At 66.9% G+C, this 18,677-nt stretch carries 13 protein-coding genes; 6 read left to right on the forward strand and 7 right to left on the reverse strand.

Annotated elements, in window-relative coordinates; genetic code table 11:
- Positions 1–365 precede the first annotated feature (365 nt).
- From YQ44_RS02970 to YQ44_RS02980, 3 genes are all read left to right on the forward strand, one after another.
- Positions 366–866 carry a methylated-DNA--[protein]-cysteine S-methyltransferase gene (locus tag YQ44_RS02970; protein ID WP_071322108.1) on the forward strand — a complete coding sequence of 167 codons (501 nt, stop codon included), beginning with the start codon at positions 366–368 and terminating at the stop codon, positions 864–866.
- Entirely contained in the window at positions 863–1,780 is a 918-nt protein-coding gene (xerD, locus tag YQ44_RS02975; RefSeq protein WP_442905891.1) for a site-specific tyrosine recombinase XerD, read from the forward strand. The genes YQ44_RS02970 and xerD overlap by 4 nt, the downstream gene beginning before the upstream one ends.
- A gap of 80 nt (positions 1,781–1,860) precedes the next feature.
- The gene (locus tag YQ44_RS02980) at positions 1,861–2,067 is read left to right on the forward strand and encodes a hypothetical protein (protein WP_071322109.1); all 207 of its coding nucleotides are present in this window, start codon (positions 1,861–1,863) and stop codon (positions 2,065–2,067) included.
- 69 nt (positions 2,068–2,136) lie between these two features.
- On the opposite strand, the gene YQ44_RS02985 is transcribed toward YQ44_RS02980, so the two are convergent.
- Genes YQ44_RS02985 through YQ44_RS02995 form a run of 3 tightly spaced genes read right to left on the reverse strand, consistent with a single transcriptional unit; the run spans position 2,137 to position 7,628 of the window.
- Positions 2,137–3,414, reverse strand: coding sequence for a TolC family protein (locus YQ44_RS02985; protein WP_071322110.1), 1,278 nt, complete (start codon positions 3,412–3,414; stop codon positions 2,137–2,139).
- On the reverse strand, positions 3,401–6,505 hold the full coding sequence (locus tag YQ44_RS02990; RefSeq protein ID WP_071322111.1) for an efflux RND transporter permease subunit: 3,105 nt from the start codon (positions 6,503–6,505) through the stop codon (positions 3,401–3,403). Before YQ44_RS02990 ends, YQ44_RS02985 begins: the two co-directional genes overlap by 14 nt.
- Positions 6,498–7,628: an efflux RND transporter periplasmic adaptor subunit gene (locus tag YQ44_RS02995; RefSeq protein ID WP_071322112.1), complete on the reverse strand. Its 1,131-nt coding sequence runs from the start codon at positions 7,626–7,628 to the stop codon at positions 6,498–6,500. Before YQ44_RS02995 ends, YQ44_RS02990 begins: the two co-directional genes overlap by 8 nt.
- Positions 7,629–7,913: 285 nt before the next feature.
- Between YQ44_RS02995 and YQ44_RS03000 the strand changes: the two genes are divergently transcribed.
- Positions 7,914–8,594 (forward strand): response regulator transcription factor, encoded by a 681-nt coding sequence (locus YQ44_RS03000; protein ID WP_071326223.1) that lies wholly within the window; start codon positions 7,914–7,916, stop codon positions 8,592–8,594.
- Positions 8,587–9,984 (forward strand): sensor histidine kinase, encoded by a 1,398-nt coding sequence (locus tag YQ44_RS03005; protein WP_071322113.1) that lies wholly within the window; start codon positions 8,587–8,589, stop codon positions 9,982–9,984. Before YQ44_RS03000 ends, YQ44_RS03005 begins: the two co-directional genes overlap by 8 nt.
- On the opposite strand, the gene YQ44_RS03010 is transcribed toward YQ44_RS03005, so the two are convergent.
- From YQ44_RS03010 to YQ44_RS03025, 4 genes are all read right to left on the reverse strand, one after another.
- Positions 9,976–10,287, reverse strand: coding sequence for a hypothetical protein (locus YQ44_RS03010; protein ID WP_071322114.1), 312 nt, complete (start codon positions 10,285–10,287; stop codon positions 9,976–9,978). The genes YQ44_RS03005 and YQ44_RS03010 overlap by 9 nt on opposite strands.
- Entirely contained in the window at positions 10,287–11,009 is a 723-nt protein-coding gene (locus YQ44_RS03015; protein WP_071322115.1) for an MgtC/SapB family protein, read from the reverse strand. The genes YQ44_RS03010 and YQ44_RS03015 overlap by 1 nt, the downstream gene beginning before the upstream one ends.
- Before the next feature lie 364 nt (positions 11,010–11,373).
- A complete protein-coding gene (locus tag YQ44_RS03020) occupies positions 11,374–14,508 on the reverse strand; it encodes an efflux RND transporter permease subunit (RefSeq protein ID WP_071322116.1) in 3,135 nt (1,044 codons plus the stop codon).
- A 3-nt stretch (positions 14,509–14,511) separates the two neighbouring features.
- On the reverse strand, positions 14,512–15,744 hold the full coding sequence (locus tag YQ44_RS03025; protein ID WP_071326224.1) for an efflux RND transporter periplasmic adaptor subunit: 1,233 nt from the start codon (positions 15,742–15,744) through the stop codon (positions 14,512–14,514).
- Positions 15,745–16,144: 400 nt separating this feature from the next.
- Between YQ44_RS03025 and YQ44_RS03030 the strand changes: the two genes are divergently transcribed.
- Entirely contained in the window at positions 16,145–18,676 is a 2,532-nt protein-coding gene (locus YQ44_RS03030) for a sensor domain-containing protein (RefSeq protein ID WP_071322117.1), read from the forward strand.
- The last annotated feature ends 1 nt before the right edge of the window (position 18,677 follow it).

Below are 18,677 nucleotides of genomic sequence, written 5' to 3' on the forward strand. Positions count from 1 at the left end.
GGGCGGCCTTACGGGGAAACACGTATAAGCATATGCGCCCTGGTAGCAAGGCTGCGGTACAGAATTGGTTACAAGGTTGGTGGGGGAGTGGTCTATAAAAACGGTATTGATACCGGGGATATATTGAGGAGACACACGTTTCACAGAAGTTGTTGAGTCATAGCTGTCTGCGGCCACAAGCCGGCACCGGCGGACCCAAACGACCGGGAACGTGAAGCAATATTTGAAGCGCACCGACTGGTGCGCTTTTTTTTCGTGCCGTGGAAACGTCCGCCGGCACGCCTAAAGTCGGTGCATAATCCCCGTGGCGCTGTCTCCGGCGCCGGCAGGTTGCATATATGCCACACTTGAATAATGATCAGCAGATGAAAAAACAACAGGGCAGTGAGCGCTTCAGCGCCATCGTGGCCGCGCCGTTCGGCGCCATGGGCGTGCGCGCGGAGGGCGGCCAGCTGCGCGAACTGGTTTACCTGCCGCCGCACTTCGACGAGAAAGCGCCGCAGGATGCCGTCTCCGAACTGGCTTGCGCGCAGCTGGCGCGCTATTTCCGTGATCCCGATGCGCCGTTCGACTTGCCACTGGCCGAGCTGGGCAGTGCTTTCCAACAACGAGTCTGGGCGGCGATTGCCGCCATCCCGCGCGGCCAGGTGCGCACCTATGGCGACGTGGCACGCCTGATCGGCTCGGCGCCGCGCGCCGTCGGCCAGGCTTGCGGCGCCAACTGGTATCCCGTGCTCATCCCCTGCCACCGGGTCACGGCCGCGGGCGGCCTGGGCGGCTTTGCCCACCACGACGACGCCACGGGATTCCACCTGGGCGTGAAGCGCTGGCTGCTGGCGCACGAAGGCGTGGAAGCCTACCGATGATGAACAGCCTGCTGGCGCCCGACAACGCCACCCTGATCGATGAATTCTGTGACAGCCTGTGGCTGGAAGACGGCCTGTCGAAAAATTCGCTGGACGCCTACCGGCGTGACATGCGATTGTTCGCGCGCTGGCTGGAGGTGGCGCGGCCCGGACGCGACGGCCTGTACGACGTGTCCACGACCGATATCGAAGCGTATTTCGCCGCCCGCCACGACGAGAGCAAGGCGACGTCGTCGAACCGGCGCCTGTCCGTGCTCAAGCGCTTTTACCAGCTGGCCCTGCGGCACAGGCATATCGCGGCCGACCCGTGCCTGAAGATGGTGTCGGCCAAGCAGCCCGCGCGTTTCGTGCACACGCTGAGCGAAGCGCAGGTCGAGGCCTTGCTGGCGGCGCCCGACGTCAGCACGCCGCTGGGCCTGCGCGAGCGCACCATGCTCGAGCTCATGTATGCGAGCGGCTTGCGCGTGTCGGAGCTGGTGGACTTGAAATCGGTGGAGCTGAGCCTGAACGACGGCGTGCTGCGCATCACGGGCAAGGGCAGCAAGACGCGGCTGGTGCCGTTCGGCGAGCAGGCGCGCTTGTGGATAGAGCGCTACCTGAAGGAGGCGCGCGGCGTGATTCTCGATGGCCAGATGGACGATGCGCTGTTCGTCACACGGCGCGGCGGCGCCATGACGCGGCAAATGTTCTGGGTGGTGATCAAGAAACATGCGCTGAGCGCGGGCATCACGGCGCCGCTGTCGCCGCATACCCTGCGCCATGCGTTCGCCACGCACTTGCTGAACCATGGCGCGGACTTGCGCGTCGTGCAATTGCTGCTCGGACACTCCGATATTTCCACCACGCAGATCTACACGCATGTGGCGCGCGAGCGCCTGAAACTGCTGCATGCGCAGCATCATCCCCGTGGCTAAAAACTTGGTGTTTCGCTCAACTGCGTCATAATGTGCCTTATGCGGTTATCTGTAACATCTAAAAACTAAAGAGGTAGTAAATGGCCAAGACAAATTTCCAATACGAAAAACGGCAAAAAGAGCTGGAAAAGAAGAAGAAAGCCGAGGAAAAAGCCAGGCGCAAGCTGGAAGCGAAAAACAATCCGAAGCCGGCCGATGGCACCGAGGGCGATGAGCCGGAAGCGGACGACGCCGAGGTTGACGCAGATGCGGCCGCCGACGGCGACGCGCCTTCCCAGCCGCAGTAATTCCCCGTCCCCGATGACCGGCGCGGCATCATCGCCGCGCCGGCATCCACGCGTTTTACCTTCCCCTTGCTATAACGCCGGCCGCTGGCCGATGGCCAGTTGCAGCTGCGTGCTGGCGATGGCGGCATCGGCGCGCGCCTGCAGGTAGCCCTGCCAGGCATCGTCGGCCGAGCGTTGCGCCGCCAGCCATTCCAGCAGCGAGGCATTGCCGCTGAAGTAGGACAGGCGCATGCCGTCCACCACCTTTTGCGCGTCCTGCAGCACGCCGTCGCGGTAGCGCGCCAGCCGTTCCTGCGCCGAACGCCACTGCAGCTGCGCCGTGCGCACTTGCGTCTCCGCTGTCAGTTCCGCCTGGCGCAAGGCCAGCATCGCTTGCGTCACGCCCGCTTCCGCCTGCACCACGTCGCCCTTGTCGCGCCGCGACAGCGGGATCGGGATGGCCAGCGAGATGGAGAGCGCGCGCGAGCGGGGCGCGCCGTCGACGGCATCGCCATTGCCGTCGATGCCATCGCGGTAGCCGCGCGCGGCCGAGAGGCCCAGCGTCACCGTCGGGTCGACGGCACGGTTGGCGCGCACCAGCGCCGCGCCATCGCGCAGATTGTCCAGCGTGGCGCGGGCGATGCGCACGTCGCTGCGGGCGTTGAGCGCCTGCGGCACCAGCGCAGTGGCGTCGCCGCCGGCATACGCGGCAAAGTCGCAGGCCAGTTGCGCTTGCGGGAACAGGCTGCCGAACTGGCGCCCCAGCGGCGGCGACAGGTTCAGCATGGCGCTTTGCGCCTCGCTGCGCGCCAGTTCCAGCTCGGCCTGGAACTGGTCGCGTTCCACGCGCGACTGCAGCAGCTCGATGCCGCCCACGTCGCCCGACTTCAGCCTGACGTCATTCGCTGCCACCACCTTCGACAGCGCCGCCATGGTCTGCTCCTTGCGCAGCAGGACGTCGCGCGTGCGGCACGCTTCCGTGAACGCCGTCGCCGCTGTCGCATACAGGGCGTTTCTGAAGCCGGCCACCGTTTCCTCGGCCAGCACGACATTGCTGTGCGCGGCTTTCAAGCGCGCGGCGCGCTTGCCGCCCGTCTCGATGGCCATGCTGATGGCTGGCGTCCAGGTGACGGGACGGTGCGGCAGCGCGCGCACGGTCTCGCGCGCGGCGCCCAGCGTGAATTCGGGATCGGGACGCAGGCCGGCAATGCCGATGCCGGCTTTGGCCGAACCGATGCTCTCCTGCTGCGCCTGCAGTTCCAGGCTGCTACTCTCCACGGCAGACAGGTAGGTCTCGAAGGTCAGGGGCGCGGCGCCCAGCGCGGGCGAGATCAGCAAGCCCGCGAATATCCAGTTAATGCGTGTCATGGGTCTTTCCTTCCGTTTGCGTCCGGCGCTTTGTTACATACGCCTCGATCAGGTAATACAGGGCCGGCAACAGCAGCAGGGTCAGGGCCGTGGCCGTCACCAGGCCGCCCACCACCACGGTGGCCAGCGGGCGCTGCACGTCGCTGCCCAGGCCCGTGGCCAGCATGGCCGGCGTCAGGCCCAGGGCCGCCACGGTTGCCGTCATCAGCACGGGGCGCATGCGGTCGCGCGCGCCTTCGAGCACGGCCTCGCGCAGGCTTTTTCCTTCCTCGGCGCGCAGGCGGTTGATCTGCGCCAGCATCAGCACGGCATTGAGCACGGCCACGCCGAACAGGGCGATGAAGCCGACGGCGCTCGATACATTCAGCGTCATGCCGCGCAGGTGCAGCGCGGCCAGGCCGCCCAGCATGGCCAGCGGCACGGCCAGCAGCACCAGCGCCGGCTGGCGCAGGTTGCGGAACTGGCCAAACAGCAGCAGGAACATGGCGCCCAGGGTCATCGGCAGGATCAGCGCCAGGCGGCTTTGCGCGCGCTGCAGGTTTTCGAACTGGCCGCCCCACTCGACGCCGATGCGCTGGTGCTCGCCGGCCACGGCCTGCGCCACCAGCGGGCGCGCCTCGGCCAGGAAACCGGCCAGGTCGCGTCCGCGGGCATTCAGGCGCACGATGATGTGGCGCCGTCCCATTTCGCGCACGATCACGCTTTCGCCCGAGGTGGTGCTGATGCTGGCCACCTGCGCCAGCGGCACCCTGGCGCCGTTCGCGGCCGTCAGCATCAGACTGGCGATGGCGTCCGGGCTGGAGCGCACGGCGGGCGGGAAGCGCACGGCGATGTCGTAGCTTTTTTCACCCACGTAGACTTGGCCGATGGGCGCGCCGCCGATGCCGGTGGAAATCAGGTCGGCCACGTCGGCCGCGTTGATGCCGTAGCGGGCCGCCTTCGCCCTGTCCAGCTCCACCTTCAGGTTGGGCAGCGGCGGCTCCACATCCACCGCCACGTCGGAAGCGCCAGGGACGCCTTTCAATACGTGCGCCACCTTGCCGGCGATGCGGCGCACCTCATCGAGGTCGTTGCCGAAGATTTTCACCGTCAGGTCGCTGTGCGCGCCCGACAATTTATCCTGCACGCCGTCGATCATCGGCTGCATGAAGGCCACCGTGTAGCCGGGCATGCGCGCGAAGCGTTCGTTCATTCTGGCGATCAGCTGCTGCTTGCTCATGCCCGATTTCCAGCTTTTATACGGATGCAGGCCCACGCTCGCTTCGATGTGCGACGGCGTCCAGTAGTCGGTGCCGTCGTCGTTGCGCCCCGTCTGCGTGACGATGGTCGACACTTCCGGGAACTCCAGCGCGGCGCGGCGCAGTTCGCTGGCCATCTCGGAGGCCTTCTCCAGCGTGATGCCGGGCGGCATCTGCACCTGCAGCCATAACGATCCTTCGTCGAGATAGGGCAGGAAATCGCGTCCGATGCTGCCGCCCAGGATGGCCAGGGCCGCCAGCGACCCCGCGCAGACGGCCGCCACCCAGCGCTTCCTGCCCACCATGCGCTCGAGGAAGCGCGCATACAGCGCCGCCAGCGCTTCCAGCGCGCGGTTGTGGAACATGCGGCGCGGCTTGCGGAAGGCCAGCCAGGCCAGGCCCGGTATCAGCACCAGCGCCACCACCAGCGCGCCCACGAGCGCCGCGCCGACCGCATACGCCATCGGCGAGAACAGCTTGTATTCGATGCGCTGGAAGGCGAACAGGGGCAAATACGCGGCGATGATGACGGCCATGCCGAACAGGATGGGGCGCGCCACCTGCAGGGTGGCTTCGATGGCGTCCTGCAGCGCGAGGGGGCGCTGCTGCTCGCGTTCGCGGCGGCGCAGTATGTTTTCCAGCACCACCACCGAACCGTCGACGAGGATGCCGAAGTCGATGGCGCCCAGCGATAGCAGGTTGGCGGGAATTTTAAAGTGGTGCATGAAGATGAAGGCCATCAGCAGCGCCAGCGGGATCGTCAGCGCGACGATGGAGGCCGCGCGCGGGCTGCCCAGGAACAGCAGCAGCACCAGGGCGACGAGCAGCATGCCCTCGCCCAGCGTGAACCCGACCGTGTGCAGGGTGGCGTCGATCAGCGAGCTGCGGTCCAGGTAGGGCACGACCTTCACGTCCTGCGGCAGCAGATTGCCGTTCAAGTCGTCCACGGCCGCATGGATGCCGGCCAGCGCCTCGGACGGGTTGAAATCCTTCAGCAGCAGGGTGATGCCCTCGATGGTGTCGGGGTTGCCGTCCTTGCCGAGGACGCCGCGCCGCTCCACGTTGCCGTAGGCGAGCTTGCCGAGGTCTTTCACCAGCACGGGCACGCCGTTCTTGCTGCTGACGACGACGTTGCCCATGTCGTCGAGCGAGTGCAGCAGGCCCACGCCGCGCACCACGTACGATTGCTGGCCGCGGTCGATGACGCTGCCGCCGCCGCTGATGTTGTTGGCGTTGATGGCATCCTTGACCTGCGCCAGCGAGAAACCGTAGCTGTCGAGTTTTGCGGGATCGAGCTCCAGCATGAATTGCGTGGTCAGTCCGCCGAAATTGCTGACGTCGGCCACGCCGCGCACCTGCTGCAGGCGCGGTATCACGGTCCAGAACTGCAGTTCGGACAGTTCGCGCAGGCTGCGGCTTTTCGATTCAAGCGTGTAGCGGTAGATTTCGCCCGTCGGCGAGGTGTAGGGATCGAGCCCCGGCTTGGCGTCGTACGGCAGGTTGACGCTGGCGAGCCGCTCCTGCAGCCGCTCGCGCGTGAAGTAGCCGTCGCTGCCATCCTCGAACACCACGGTGATCAGCGACAGCGCGAACAGGCTGCGCGTGCGCAGCACATGCATGCCGGGCGTGCCGAGCAGGGCGCGCTCGAGCGGTATCGTGATCTGCTGCTCGATTTCCTCCGCGCCCAGGCCCGGCACCTGCGTGACGATCTGCGAGGTGACGTCGGCGATGTCGGGGTAGGCCTCGATGGGCAGCTGTTTCCAGCTGTAGATGCCGTAGGCGGTGACGAACAGCAGCACGAGCCAGACGATGCCGCGCCGCTGGCAGCAGGTGGCGATGAAACGGTCAATCATTGAGCAGCACTCCTTCCTTGACGACGATGCGTTCGCCCGCCTTGAGTCCCGAGACGATTTCCACCTGCTCGCCATGGCTGGCGCCGACCTGCACCACGCGTGGCTCGAAGCGCAGCGGGCCGCGTTCGACCATCACCCGCGTCGACAGCCCGCTTTGCAGCACGGCGGCCGCCGGCACGACGATGGCGCGGCGCGAAGCGCCGGCAAACCCCGCGTGGGCGAACATGCCCGGCTTGAAGGCGCCGCTGCGGTTGTCGATGGAAACGCGCACCTTCACCGTGCGCGTTTCCGCATCGAGCACGGCACCCACATAGGCGACCTTGCCCTCGAAGTGTTTGCCGGGCCAGGCGTCGAGCGTGATGCGGGCCTGCTGTCCCACGGCCACCTGCGCCAGGTCCTTCTCGCTCACGTTGGCCGACAGCCACACGGTGGACAGGTCGGCCACCGTCATGACGGGCGCGTTGATATCGTTCCAGTAGCCGCCCTGGGCGCCGTCCATGGCGATCACGGTGCCGGCAATGGGCGAGCGCAGCACGTAGTCGCGGCGCGAACCGCGCGCGCCGGCGCCGTACTGCGCCAGCTTGTCGGCGCTCGCTTGCGCATCGCTGCCGGCCTGCTCATAGCTGGCCTGGGCCGATTCGTATTCCTTGCGCGCGGCGATCTGCGCCTCGAACAGCGTTTTCTGGCGCTCCAGTTCCTGGCGCGCCTGCAGCAGGGCGGACCTGGCCTTGCTGTCGTCCGCATAGGCGGCGCTCAGTTCCGCCGAATCGAGCGTGAACAGCGGGTCGCCCGCCTTTACGCTGTCGCCCAGCGCGCGCTGCAGGCGCGTGATGCGCCCGGCCAGGGGCGGCGTGATTTTCACCAGCTTTTCCGGCATCGCTTCGATGCTGCCCGGCGCGTCCGTCTGCGTGGCGATATCCTGTTCCTGCGCGGGGGCGATCTGCAGGCGCTGGCGCAGCGGCGACAGTTTGCCGACTTCGATGCTGCCATCATCGAGGTGGCGCGATGGGACAGGCGGCGAGGCCGCTGGCGTCGGCCTTGCGCAGCCGGCGAGGGCCGAGCAGCTGAGGGCCACGGCGAGCGCGCAGCAGGCGCCCAGGGCGTTGTGGGTGGTCGTGTTCATCCCGTGTTTCCTTGTTGTTGGTGGTGGTAGCGGCATGCGTGGATGCCATGCCCAGGCGGGCGATCAGAGGGGGCGCAGGTGGCGCGGACAGCGTCAAGACGGCAGCGTCACAACAGCGCCGGAAAAGCATAGCAAGGGCGTCCTGAAGAAGCGCCCAAGAATGCCTGAATCATTCTTCAGGTTCGGTGCGCGCAGGCGACGGCGCGGTAAAATGCAGCGATGGAAACCCCGGAACATGCGGGGGAATGCGGGAAAATGCGGCGCGACGCGACGGGAAAGGCAGGCATGAGGATTCTCTTGGTGGAAGACGACCGCAAGGCGGCGCGCCTGCTGGCGCGCGGCTTGCAGGAGGAAGGCTTCGTCGTCGACGTGGCGCACAGCGCGGAAGAGGGCGAGGAGGAAAGCTACGCCGTCGATTACGACGTGATCGTGCTGGACTGGATGTTGCCGGGCAAGCAGGGCATCGATTTCTGCCGCGACTTGCGCGCGCGTGGCATCCAGACGCCGGTGCTGATGCTCACGGCGCGCGACGCCACGGCCGACCGCGTGGCGGGTCTGAACACGGGCGCCGACGATTACCTGACCAAGCCCTTCGAATTCGAGGAACTGCTGGCGCGCATCCGCGCGCTGCTGCGCCGCTCCGACATCAGCCGGCCGCTGGTGCTGGCGCTGGCCGACCTGACGCTCGACCCCGTCAGCCACCAGGCGACGCGGGGCGGCGCGCCGCTGGTACTGACGCCCAAGGAATACGCGATTTTATTGATCCTGCTGCGCCAGGCGGGCGAAGTGGTCAGCCGCGCGCGCCTGGCCGAGCAGATCTGGCAGGCGGACCTGATCGGCATCGATAACCTGATCGACGTCCACGTGCGCAACCTGCGGGGCAAGGTCGATGCGCCGGGCCTGCCGCAATTGATCCACACGGTGCGCGGACGCGGTTTCCGCCTGGCGGAAAACAGCGGTGGCTAGCTTTCGCAAGCGCCTGCTGCTGGTGCACCTGGCCGTCATCCTCGCCATCGTCGCCTGCACCGCGCTGGCCGGCTACTGGGGCCTGTCGCGCGCCGTGCACGGCCAGCTAGACGCGGCCCTGCTGGCGCTGGGCGAGACGGAGATGGCGATGCTGCCGGCCGCGCCGCGCCAGCCCGTCAGCGTGCACGAGGTGGCGCCGGGCCTGGCGCCGCCGTCCTTGATGCGGCTCGACCGCCTGGTGCAGATCATCGATGGCGAAGGCCGCGTGCTGGCGCGCAGCCGCAACCTGGAAGCGGCGCGGCTGCCGGCGCCGCCCGCCCTGCTGGCGCGCCTGGCGGCCGGCGAGACCGTTTTTGAAACCTTGCCCAAGTTCGGTGAGGAGCCGCTGCGCATGGTCTCGATGCCCGTGCCTTCGTCCGGCGCGCGCCTGTCGGTGCAGGTGGCCGGTTCGCTCGACGACGCCAATCACGTGCTGGCCTCGGCCACCTTGCTGTTTGGCGCGATGGCGCTGGCGCTGCTGGCCGCCGTGGGACTGGCCGGCGAGATGCTTACGCGCCGCGTGCTGGGTGCCATCGACGACGTGGTGCTGCAGGCGCGCTCCATCGGCGAGGCCAGCCTGCACCAGCGCCTGCCGCATCCGGGCACGCCGGATGAAATCGGCCGCCTGGTCGATACCCTGAACGCCATGCTGGACCGCCTGGAACACGGCTACGATGCACAACGGCGCTTCACGGCCGACGCCTCGCACGAGTTGCGTTCGCCCCTGTCGCGCCTGCGCACGGAAATCGAAATCACCTTGCGCCGTCCGCGCGAGTCGCCCGAGTATGTCGACGCGCTGGCGTCCTGCCTCGACGAAGTGCAGCGCCTGACGACCCTGGTGGAAGAATTGCTGATGCTCACGCGCCTCGATGCGGGGCAGGAACGCAATGCGGTGGAATCGGTACACCTCAATCCGCTGCTGCGCGCGGCGGCGCAACGGCTGGAAAAGGCGGCAGCGCAGCGCGGCATCCGCCTCGCGCTCGACGATGGCGCGCCCGTGCACGCGCGCGTGGCGGCCGGCCCCGTCGACCTGGTGCTGGCCAATCTGCTCGACAACGCCGTGAAGTTTTCGCCACCCGACAGCGTCATTACCCTGCAGGTGTCGCGCGACGGTGGCGACGTGCTGGTCAGCGTGGCCGATGCGGGACCGGGCATCGGCGTGGAAGACTTGCCGCATCTGTTCGAACGCTTTTACCGTGGCGCGCAGGCGCGCGCGGGCGAGGCGCCCGGTTTCGGCCTCGGCCTGGCCCTGTCGCAAGCCATCGTGCATGCGTATGGCGGACGCATCGAGGCGCAGAACCGCGCCGGCGGCGGCGCCCTGTTTACCATGCGCTTGCCCGCCTCAGGCTGAGGCCGGCACGCCTTCCCAGCGCACTTGCCGCACCTGCGGCCAGGCGCCCGCGCGGTTGACGAAGCGTACCAGCACGGCGCGCTGCACGGCCTGGCACAGCACCATGGCGATCAGCCGCACCATCTGCCTGCCCGCGTCCCAGCTGCGCAGCACCTGCGACGGCGCCAGGCCCGCGCCTTTCAGTTCGGCCAGCAGCAGGCGCACCACGTGGTCGGCCTGCGCCGCGGGGCAGGTGACGGTCAGGCGGTAGGTGGCCACGACAGGTGTGCGCCTGGCAAACCAATGGAAGAATTTTTTCATCATCACACTCCCCGTTCGGCGACAAATTCCGCGTTGTTGACCAGCGCCCAGCGCACGGCCGAGACGCTGCCTTCCAGGCTGACCTGGCTGACGATCTGCTCCAGCAGTCCCAGGCTGGACAGGGGCGTGAGCAGGTCGGCGCGCACTTCGATGCGCCCGGCCTGCGGCGCATCCTCGCTGTGCAAGGATTGCAGCATCAGCGCCGGCATGCCGCTGATCATGCGCAGCATCAGGTTGCGCACCTGGACTTCCTGCTCCGCCTCGCACACGGCCGTGACGCGGTAGATGCTTTCCGTCTCGATGCCGGCCGCGCTGCCGTGCGCGTTGATGCGCTGGGCCAGGTGGCGCAGCACCAGGTTGGCGATCAGCACAAACGCCGTGCCGATGGCCGCTTCGAGGGCAAACCCCAGGCCGCACAGGATGCCGATGGCGGCCGAGCACCACAGCGTGGCGGCCGTGTTCAGGCCGCGCACCGTCATGCCCTCGCGCATGATGACGCCGGCACCCAGGAAACCGATGCCCGACACCACCTGCGCGGCGATGCGCATGTGGCCAGAGGCATCGCCTTCGAGCACGGAAACCATCACGAACAGCGAGGCGCCGACGGACACCAGCGCATTCGTGCGCAGGCCCGCCATGCGCTGGCGCAGCTGGCGTTCGGCGCCGATCATGGCGCCCAGGGTCAATGCCGCGGCAACGCGCAGCGCAAAGTCAAATACCACCATCAGTTTCTCCCGGCTGGGGAGGAACAGGCGAGTGCACAGGCGAAGTCAATCCGCCCGAAAAGGGGGCAGCAGGCGATAACGGTGGAACGATGAGGAGGGAAGTGGCGGCGAGTCTGTACTGCCGCTGGTAGAACCGCACCTTGCCGAGGGCAGGGCGGGCGGAATGCGCGCGTCTTGCCTAAGGCCGATCGCCGATGGTCAATCGACTACTGTCACTGGAACAAGCACCCACGAGTCACTCCATACAATTGATAACGGGGACAGTCTAGCCAGTGGGGGCGTTTTGGTCAACTGAAGCTCTCTTCAGGAAACCGCCGCGTCGTCCCCGCCAATGCGGGGACGGTGAAGGCGACCGGCAGGAAGGTCAGTGGGCGGCGCCGGCGGGCGCCTTGGCGTCGTCGGCATGCGCATCCGTGTGCGCATGCGCGTCGCCGCCGCCGAAGAAGCGCGCGGCGCGCTTGCCCAGGCTGTCGAGGTAGGTGTAGGCGACGGGCACCACCACCAGCGTCAATAGCGTCGAGGTGATGACGCCGCCGATGACGGCGCGCCCCATCGGCGCCTGCGATTCGCCGCCGTCGCCCATGCCGATGGCCATCGGCAGCATGCCGAAGACCATCGCCAGGGTCGTCATCAGGATGGGGCGCAGGCGTACCTGGCCCGCTTCCATCAGCGCGGCGAACTGGCCCAGGCCTTCGCGCTGGCGCTGGTTGGTGAAGTCCACCAGCAGGATCGCATTCTTGGTGACCAGGCCCATCAGCATGATGAAGCCGATCACGGAGAAGATGTTCAGGGTGCTGCCCGTGATCAGGAGGGCCAGCAGCACGCCGATCAGGGAGAGCGGCAGCGACACCATGATGGCGACCGGCTGCAGGAAGCTGCCGAACTGCGACGCCAGCACCAGGTAGATGAAGATCACGGCGATACCCAGCGCCATCATCGCGCCGCCCATGGTTTCGGCCATCTGCTGCGCATTGCCGGCCACGTCGAAACGCACGCCGGGCGGCAGGTCGATCGACTTGATGGCTTTCTGCACGTCGGCGTCGACGTCGCCGGCAGGACGGCCCTGCACGCCGGCATAGATGGCCACGCGGCGCTGCAAGGCCTGGCGCTTCAGCACTTGCGGGCTGGACGACGGCACGAATTCCACCACCTGGCGCAGCGGGATCATCACCGGCTTGCCGTTCGCATCGAGCTTGCTGGACGCCAGCGACAGGTCGGCCAGGTCGGCCACCTTCTGCCGGCCCGACTTGGGCAGCTGCACGTTGACGTCGTAGTTCTGCCCGTCGGACGCCAGCCAGTGGCTGACCGTGTCGCCCGCCACGAACGGGCGCAGGGCGGCGCCGATCTGCTGCACCGACAATCCCAGGTCGCTGGCCAGTTCGTTATTGATCTTCACCGTGGTCGACGGATTGGCGCCTTCCTGGCTGTATTCCATGTCGGCCAGGCCCTTGATGGTGCGCATCTTGTCCATCAGGCGGTGCGCCACTTCATCGAGCTTGCCCTCGTCCGTGCCGAGGATGGCGATGAAGATGGGGCGGTTGCCGACGGACAGGGTAATGCCGGCGATCGGCGCCAGGCGTTCGCGGATCAGCCTTTCCAGTTCCTGCTGCGAGCGGCGCTTGTGCGTCTTGATGTCCGTCAGCTTCAGGTTGACTTCAGCCGCATTGCGTCCATCGGGCGTGCCGATATTGGCCACCAGGCTGTCGATTTCGGGAAATTCCTTCAGGGCCGCTTCCACCTGGCGCACCTTGGAATCCGTGTATTCGAGGCTGGAGCCGACGGGCGTCTTGAAGCGCAGGTTGACCCAGCCCTGGTCCGTCTCGGGGAACATCTCGCCGCCTATCATCGGCACGAGCATCAGGCTGCCCGCGAACAGGGCCACGGCCGTGGCCAGCGTGGTCTTGCGCCAGCGCAGGGCGATGCCGAGCACCTTGCCATACCAGACGTGCAGGCGGTCGATGCCGGTCTCGATCCAGGCCATGAAGCGGCCCAGCCATGGCGCATACTTGAAGCGGTCCTTGACGGGGTCGCGCCAGACGGACGACAGCATCGGGTCGAGCGTGAAGCTGACGAACAGCGACACCAGCACGGCGACGGCCACGGTGATGCCGAACTGCAGGAAGAAGCGGCCGATGATGCCGTCCATGAAAGCCACCGGCACGAACACGGCGACGATGGCAAACGTGGTGGCCATCACTGCCAGGCCGATTTCATTGGTGCCGTCGTTGGCCGCCTTGTAGTGGCTCTTGCCCATGCCCAGGTGGCGCACGATGTTTTCGCGCACGACGATGGCGTCGTCGATCAGCAGGCCGATGCACAGCGACAGCGCCATCAGCGTCAGGAAGTTCAGGGTGAAGCCGAAGGCCTTCATGGCGATGAAGCTGGCCAGCACGGAGATCGGCAGGGTCAATCCGGTGATGATGGTCGAGCGCCACGAGTGCAGGAACAGGAAGACGATCACCATGGTCAGCACGGCGCCTTCGATGATGGTGCGCTTGACGTTATTGAGCTGGCTTTGCACGCGTTCCGATTCGTCGTCCAGCACGCGCAGGGTGATATCGGGCGGCAGCGTCTTTTGCAGGTCGGCCGCCACTTTCAGGATGCCGGTGCCCACTTCCACCACGTTGGCGTCCTGCACCTTGGTGATTTCCATGGTCACGGCCTGCTGGCCGTTCATGCGCGAGATCGACAGCTCTTCCTGCTCGCCGTCGACGACGCTGGCCACCTGGTCCAGGTAGACGGGACCGCTGGCGCGGCGCGCCACGATGATCTTGCCGAATTCGCGCGCATCCTTGATCTTGCCTTCCACGCGCACCAGCTGTTCGGCCGCGCCATGGCTGATGGAGCCGGCCGGCAAATTGGTATTCGTGGCCTGGATGGCGCGGATCACTTCATCGACGCCGATGCCCTGGGCATTGAGTTCGATCGGCTTCATGCTGATGAGGATCTGGCGCGCGCGCAGGCCGCGCAGCTTGACTTGCCCCACGCCGGCCACGCCCTGGAAGCGCTTGCTGATGATCTGCTCCGTCATGGTCGACAGCGAACGCAGGTCATGCCCGGTGGAGGTCAGCACGATGGTGGCGATGGGGCGCTCGTTGTCGCCCTCGGCGCGCGCGATGAACGGGTCCTTGGCTTCCTTCGGGAAGCGCGGGCGCACCAGCGCCACCTTGTCGCGCAAGTCCTGCATGGCCTTGTCCATATTCGTCGACAGCTCGAATTCCAGGTAGACGCCGGCGCGTCCTTCCCATGAGTTGGCGCGGATGGTCTTGATGCCGCTGACGGTGTTGACGGCGTCCTCGATGGGGCGCGTGATGTCGTTTTCCACGGCTTCGGGCGAGGCGCCCGGGTAGTTCACTTCAATGGCGGCGAACGGGAACTGCACGCTGGGCATGCTTTCCACGCCTAGGCCGCGGTAGGAAAACACGCCCAGCACCACCAGCGCCACCATGACCATGGTGGCGAAGACAGGGTTCTGTATGCTGACTTTGGTCATCCACATGGCTTAATCCTTCCGCGCCAGCACGGCCGGCTGTGCGGCGGGCGCGGCGGGCGCCCCGGCAAAGGTCACGCCGTGGCCCGGTTTCACGCCATCGAGCCTGGCGACGATGACTTTCGCGCCCGGCACCAGGCCCGACGTCACTTCCGCATAGCCTTCATCCTCGTTGCGCAGGCCCAGGGTGACGGGTTGGGCGACCACCTTGTTGTTGACCAGCGCATACACGACCGGGCCCTGCTTTTCATTGCGTACGGCCGCCAGCGGCACCAGCGGCGCCACGGATGAGCGTTCGGTGACGATGCTGCCCTTGGCGAACATGCCGCCGCGCAGCGCGCCATCGCCATTGTCGACGGCGATGTAGACGACAATGGCGCGCGAGCCGCTCTCGGTGGTGGGGTTGATGCGCGTGACCTTGCCGGCGAAGTCGCGCGCGCCGAAGCCGTCGACCTTGAAGTGCACGTCCTGGCCCAGCTTGATGCGCGGGATTTCCGCGCTGGGCACGGGCGCTTCCAGGGTCAGCTGCGCCAGGTTGACGATGGTGTAGACGGGCATGTCGGGCGAGACCTTTTCGCCGGCCTGTACGTGGCGCTTGCTGACGATGCCGGCCATGGGCGCGCGGATCACCGTGTCGGCCAGCGCGATGCGGGCGATGTCGACCATGGCGGCGTTGGATTTGACGCCGGCGCGCGCCAGGTCGACGGAATTCTGCGTCGTGTCGTAAGCCGTCTGCGAAATGTATTTCTGCTTGAGCAGGGCCTGGCTATTGTTTTCGTTCTTGGCTGCCATCGACAGGCGCGCCTGCGCTTCGTCGAGCATGGCTTGCTGTTGCGTCAGGCGGGCGCGCTGGTCGGCCGCGTCCAGGCGCACGAGAATTTGCCCGGCGGCCACGCTCTGGCCCTCCTGCAATGTGGTTTCGTGGATCACGCCGGAAACCTTGGCCTTGATGGTGGCTTGCGTCAGCGGCGCCAGCGAACCCGACAGGGGCAAGCTCACGGCGAGCGCGCGCGCATCGATGGCGGCCACGTCGCCCTGCGCCAGTTCGTGCACGGGCGTCTTGTCCTGTTGTTTTTTCTTGCTCGCCTGCAACTCGGCCGCCTTGGCCGCTTGTTGTCTCGTTTGCATTACGGTCCAGCCGCCGCCGGCCAGGCCCAGCACGACCAGGATCAGCACGGGGGCGCGCCAGCGGCGACGACGCGGGGCTGCAAGGGGGGAGGCCGGTGGCAAAGTCTCGTTTTTCATGGTGTTTTCGTATGGAGGCGGCGCAAGGGTCGGGCGCCAGGTCTCGTTGCGGCCGGCCTGCGGCGGGCCGGGGGAATTCGGGTAGCGTATCGCCGTGGCGGCCGCAGGCAGCACGCCTGCCGCTGCGGTCGTTCACGGCGATACGCATGTTGCTACTTTATGAAGATACAAGTGCGCCCGCCATCGCCGTGCGACAGATTGCACAAAAACGGGGATGAAATGCAGAAAACGGGCGCCAGAGGCATCGGGCGCGGCGGCGGCGCCGGCAGCGGCATGCCACGATGCTTGAGCATCCTCAATGAGCCGATTCGCCGGCGCGCAAGAATGGCCATGATGGTTGTGCCACCGGACAGGCCAGGGTGCCCGCCGGTTGCGGCACGGCCGCGCAACGGGGGGCCTGATGTCTGAACGGATTGTCGGAGCCGTCCCGTCGCCGGGCCGTTTGCTGGCCGCTGCCGCACCGGACACGGGAGCGGCCGGCATGGCGCTGGACTTGCTGTCCATCGCCGTTGCCGCCGTCGAGCAGGCGCCCGGCATGGCCGTGCGCGGCATCGACCGCGATGGCATCGTGCGCTACTGGAGCGCGGGCGCGGCGCGCCTGTATGGGGTGCCGGCCGCGCTGGCCCTGGGCCAGCCGTGGAGCAGCGTGGCCACGGCCATGCCGGAAGGCGCCGGCCAGGATGCCGATGGCCATGCCGAACTGGACGCCGTCTGGCATAGCGGCAAGGCGCGCACGGCCCGCCTGTGGCGTCTCGGTAGCAACGGGGTGGCGCCGCGCTGCATCTGTTCCACCGCGTTTCCCGTCATCGTGGCCGGGCGTGTGCGGCAAGTGGTGTGCATCGATGTCGACATCACGGCCAGCGGCCAGGATGGCGCGGGGCAGGGCGCGCTGTTGCTGATGGGGGATAATTTCCGCCAGTTGTACGACAAGTCGGCCGACGCCATCGTGCTGCTGCGCGACGAGCATATCGCCGAAGCCAACCCGGCCGCCATCGCCCTGTTTCAATGCGAGGAGCGGCCACGCCTGCTGGGACGGCGTCTCAGCGATTTCTCGCCCTTGCGCCAGCCCGATGGCGCCTTGTCGTCCCTGCGCGGCACGCAACTGGCGGCGCAGGCCCATGCCCACGGCAACTGGCGCTATGACTGGCAGTATCAAACTTGCCTGGGGGAATTGTTCTGGGGCGAAGTGCTGCTCACTTCCGTCACGCTCGACCATACCTATCTGTTCTATGCCGTGATCCGCGATATTTCTTCCCGCAAACTGGCCGAGCGGGCCCTGTACCTGTCGGCGCAGGTGGTCGAGCACGCACGGGAAGCGATCGTCGTGATGGACCCGCAGCAACGCGTTGTCAGCATGAATCCCGCGTACAGCGAGATCAGCGGCTTCAGCCTGGACGACATGCTGGGCAAGCCGTTTGCCATGCACCGCGCCGAACCGGATGAACTGGCGTTCTTTGCCCACGTGTGGGAAGAGGTCGATACGAATGGCTATTGGCAGGGCGACATCCTGGCCCAGCGCAAGGAGGGGCAGCGCTACCCGGCCTGGCTGTCGCTGACGGCCATCCGCGATACGCAGGGGCAGCTCAGCAACTACATGGCCATCCTCAGCGACATCAGCGAGCGCAAGAAAACCGAGGAGCACACGCGCCACCTGGCCGAACACGATTTCCTCACCGACCTGCCGAACCGGGTGCTGCTGCTGGACCGGCTGTCGCTGGCGCTGGCGGCCGCGCGGCGCAAGCTGAGCATGCTGGCCATCCTGTACCTGGACCTCGATCACTTCAAGCACATCAACGACAGCATGGGCCATCACGTGGGCGACCTGCTGCTCAAGGAGGTGGCGCGGCGCCTCGTGCGCTGCGTGCGCGGCGTCGACACGGTCAGCCGCCATGGCGGCGACGAATTTGTCATCATCCTGGCCGAGGTGGGCGGCATCGACCAGGCGGCGCACGTGGCGGCCAGCCTGCTGCAAGCCGTGACCCAGGTCTACCAGTTGGGCGAGTATGAGTTGCAGGTGTCGGTGTCGATCGGCGTGGCCATCTTTCCCAGCGATGGCGACAGCATCGACACGCTGGTGCACAACGCCGACATCGCCATGTACCACGCCAAGGAAAGCGGACGCAATAATTTCCAGTTTTTTAATGCGGAAATGAATGCGCAAATCCTCGAGCGGGCCAGCCTCGAACAGGGCTTGCGCGCGGCGCTGGGCAGCGACGAGTTTGCGCTGGAATTCCAGCCCGCCCTCGATGTTGCCAGCGGCCAGATCGTGGGGGCGGAAGCCCTGTTGCGCTGGCGCCATCCGCAGCTGGGCGTGCTGCCGCCCGAGCGCTTCCTCGCCGTGGCCGAGGAATGCGGATTGATGGTGTCGATCGGCAACTGGGTGCTGCGCCACGCCTGCCTGCGCGCGCGCGCCTGGCACGACGCGGGCCAGGCGTGGCGCGTCTCCGTGAATCTGTCGGCGGCGCAATGCCTGCACAATAATTTAGTGCACAGCGTACAGGAAGCGCTGGCGGCGTCGGGCTTGCCCGCTGCCTGGCTGGAGCTGGAAGTGACGGAGTCGCTGCTGATGAAGGGCGGCGCGCGCCTGGCCGGCGTGCTGGCGCAGCTGCGCGCGCTGGGCGTGCGGCTGGCCATCGACGACTTCGGCACCGGCTATTCGCGCCTGGCCAATCTGCGCCATTACCCGGTGGACAAGCTGAAGATCGATCCCTCGTTCCTGCCCGGCGCGGACGGCGCGGCTGGCGAGTCCGATACCGCCGTGGCCGCCACCATCATCGCCATGGCGCGCGAACTGCAGCTGACGGTGATCGCGGAAGGCGTGGAAACGGCGCAGCAGCTGGCCTACCTGCAGGCGCAGGGCTGCCAGCAGTACCAGGGACGCTATGCCGGCGCGCAAGTCGAGGGCAGCGCACTGGCGGCGCTGTTGCATTAGT

Origin of the sequence: Janthinobacterium sp. 1_2014MBL_MicDiv (genome assembly GCF_001865675.1) — a bacterium.
Lineage (GTDB): Bacteria > Pseudomonadota > Gammaproteobacteria > Burkholderiales > Burkholderiaceae_D > Janthinobacterium.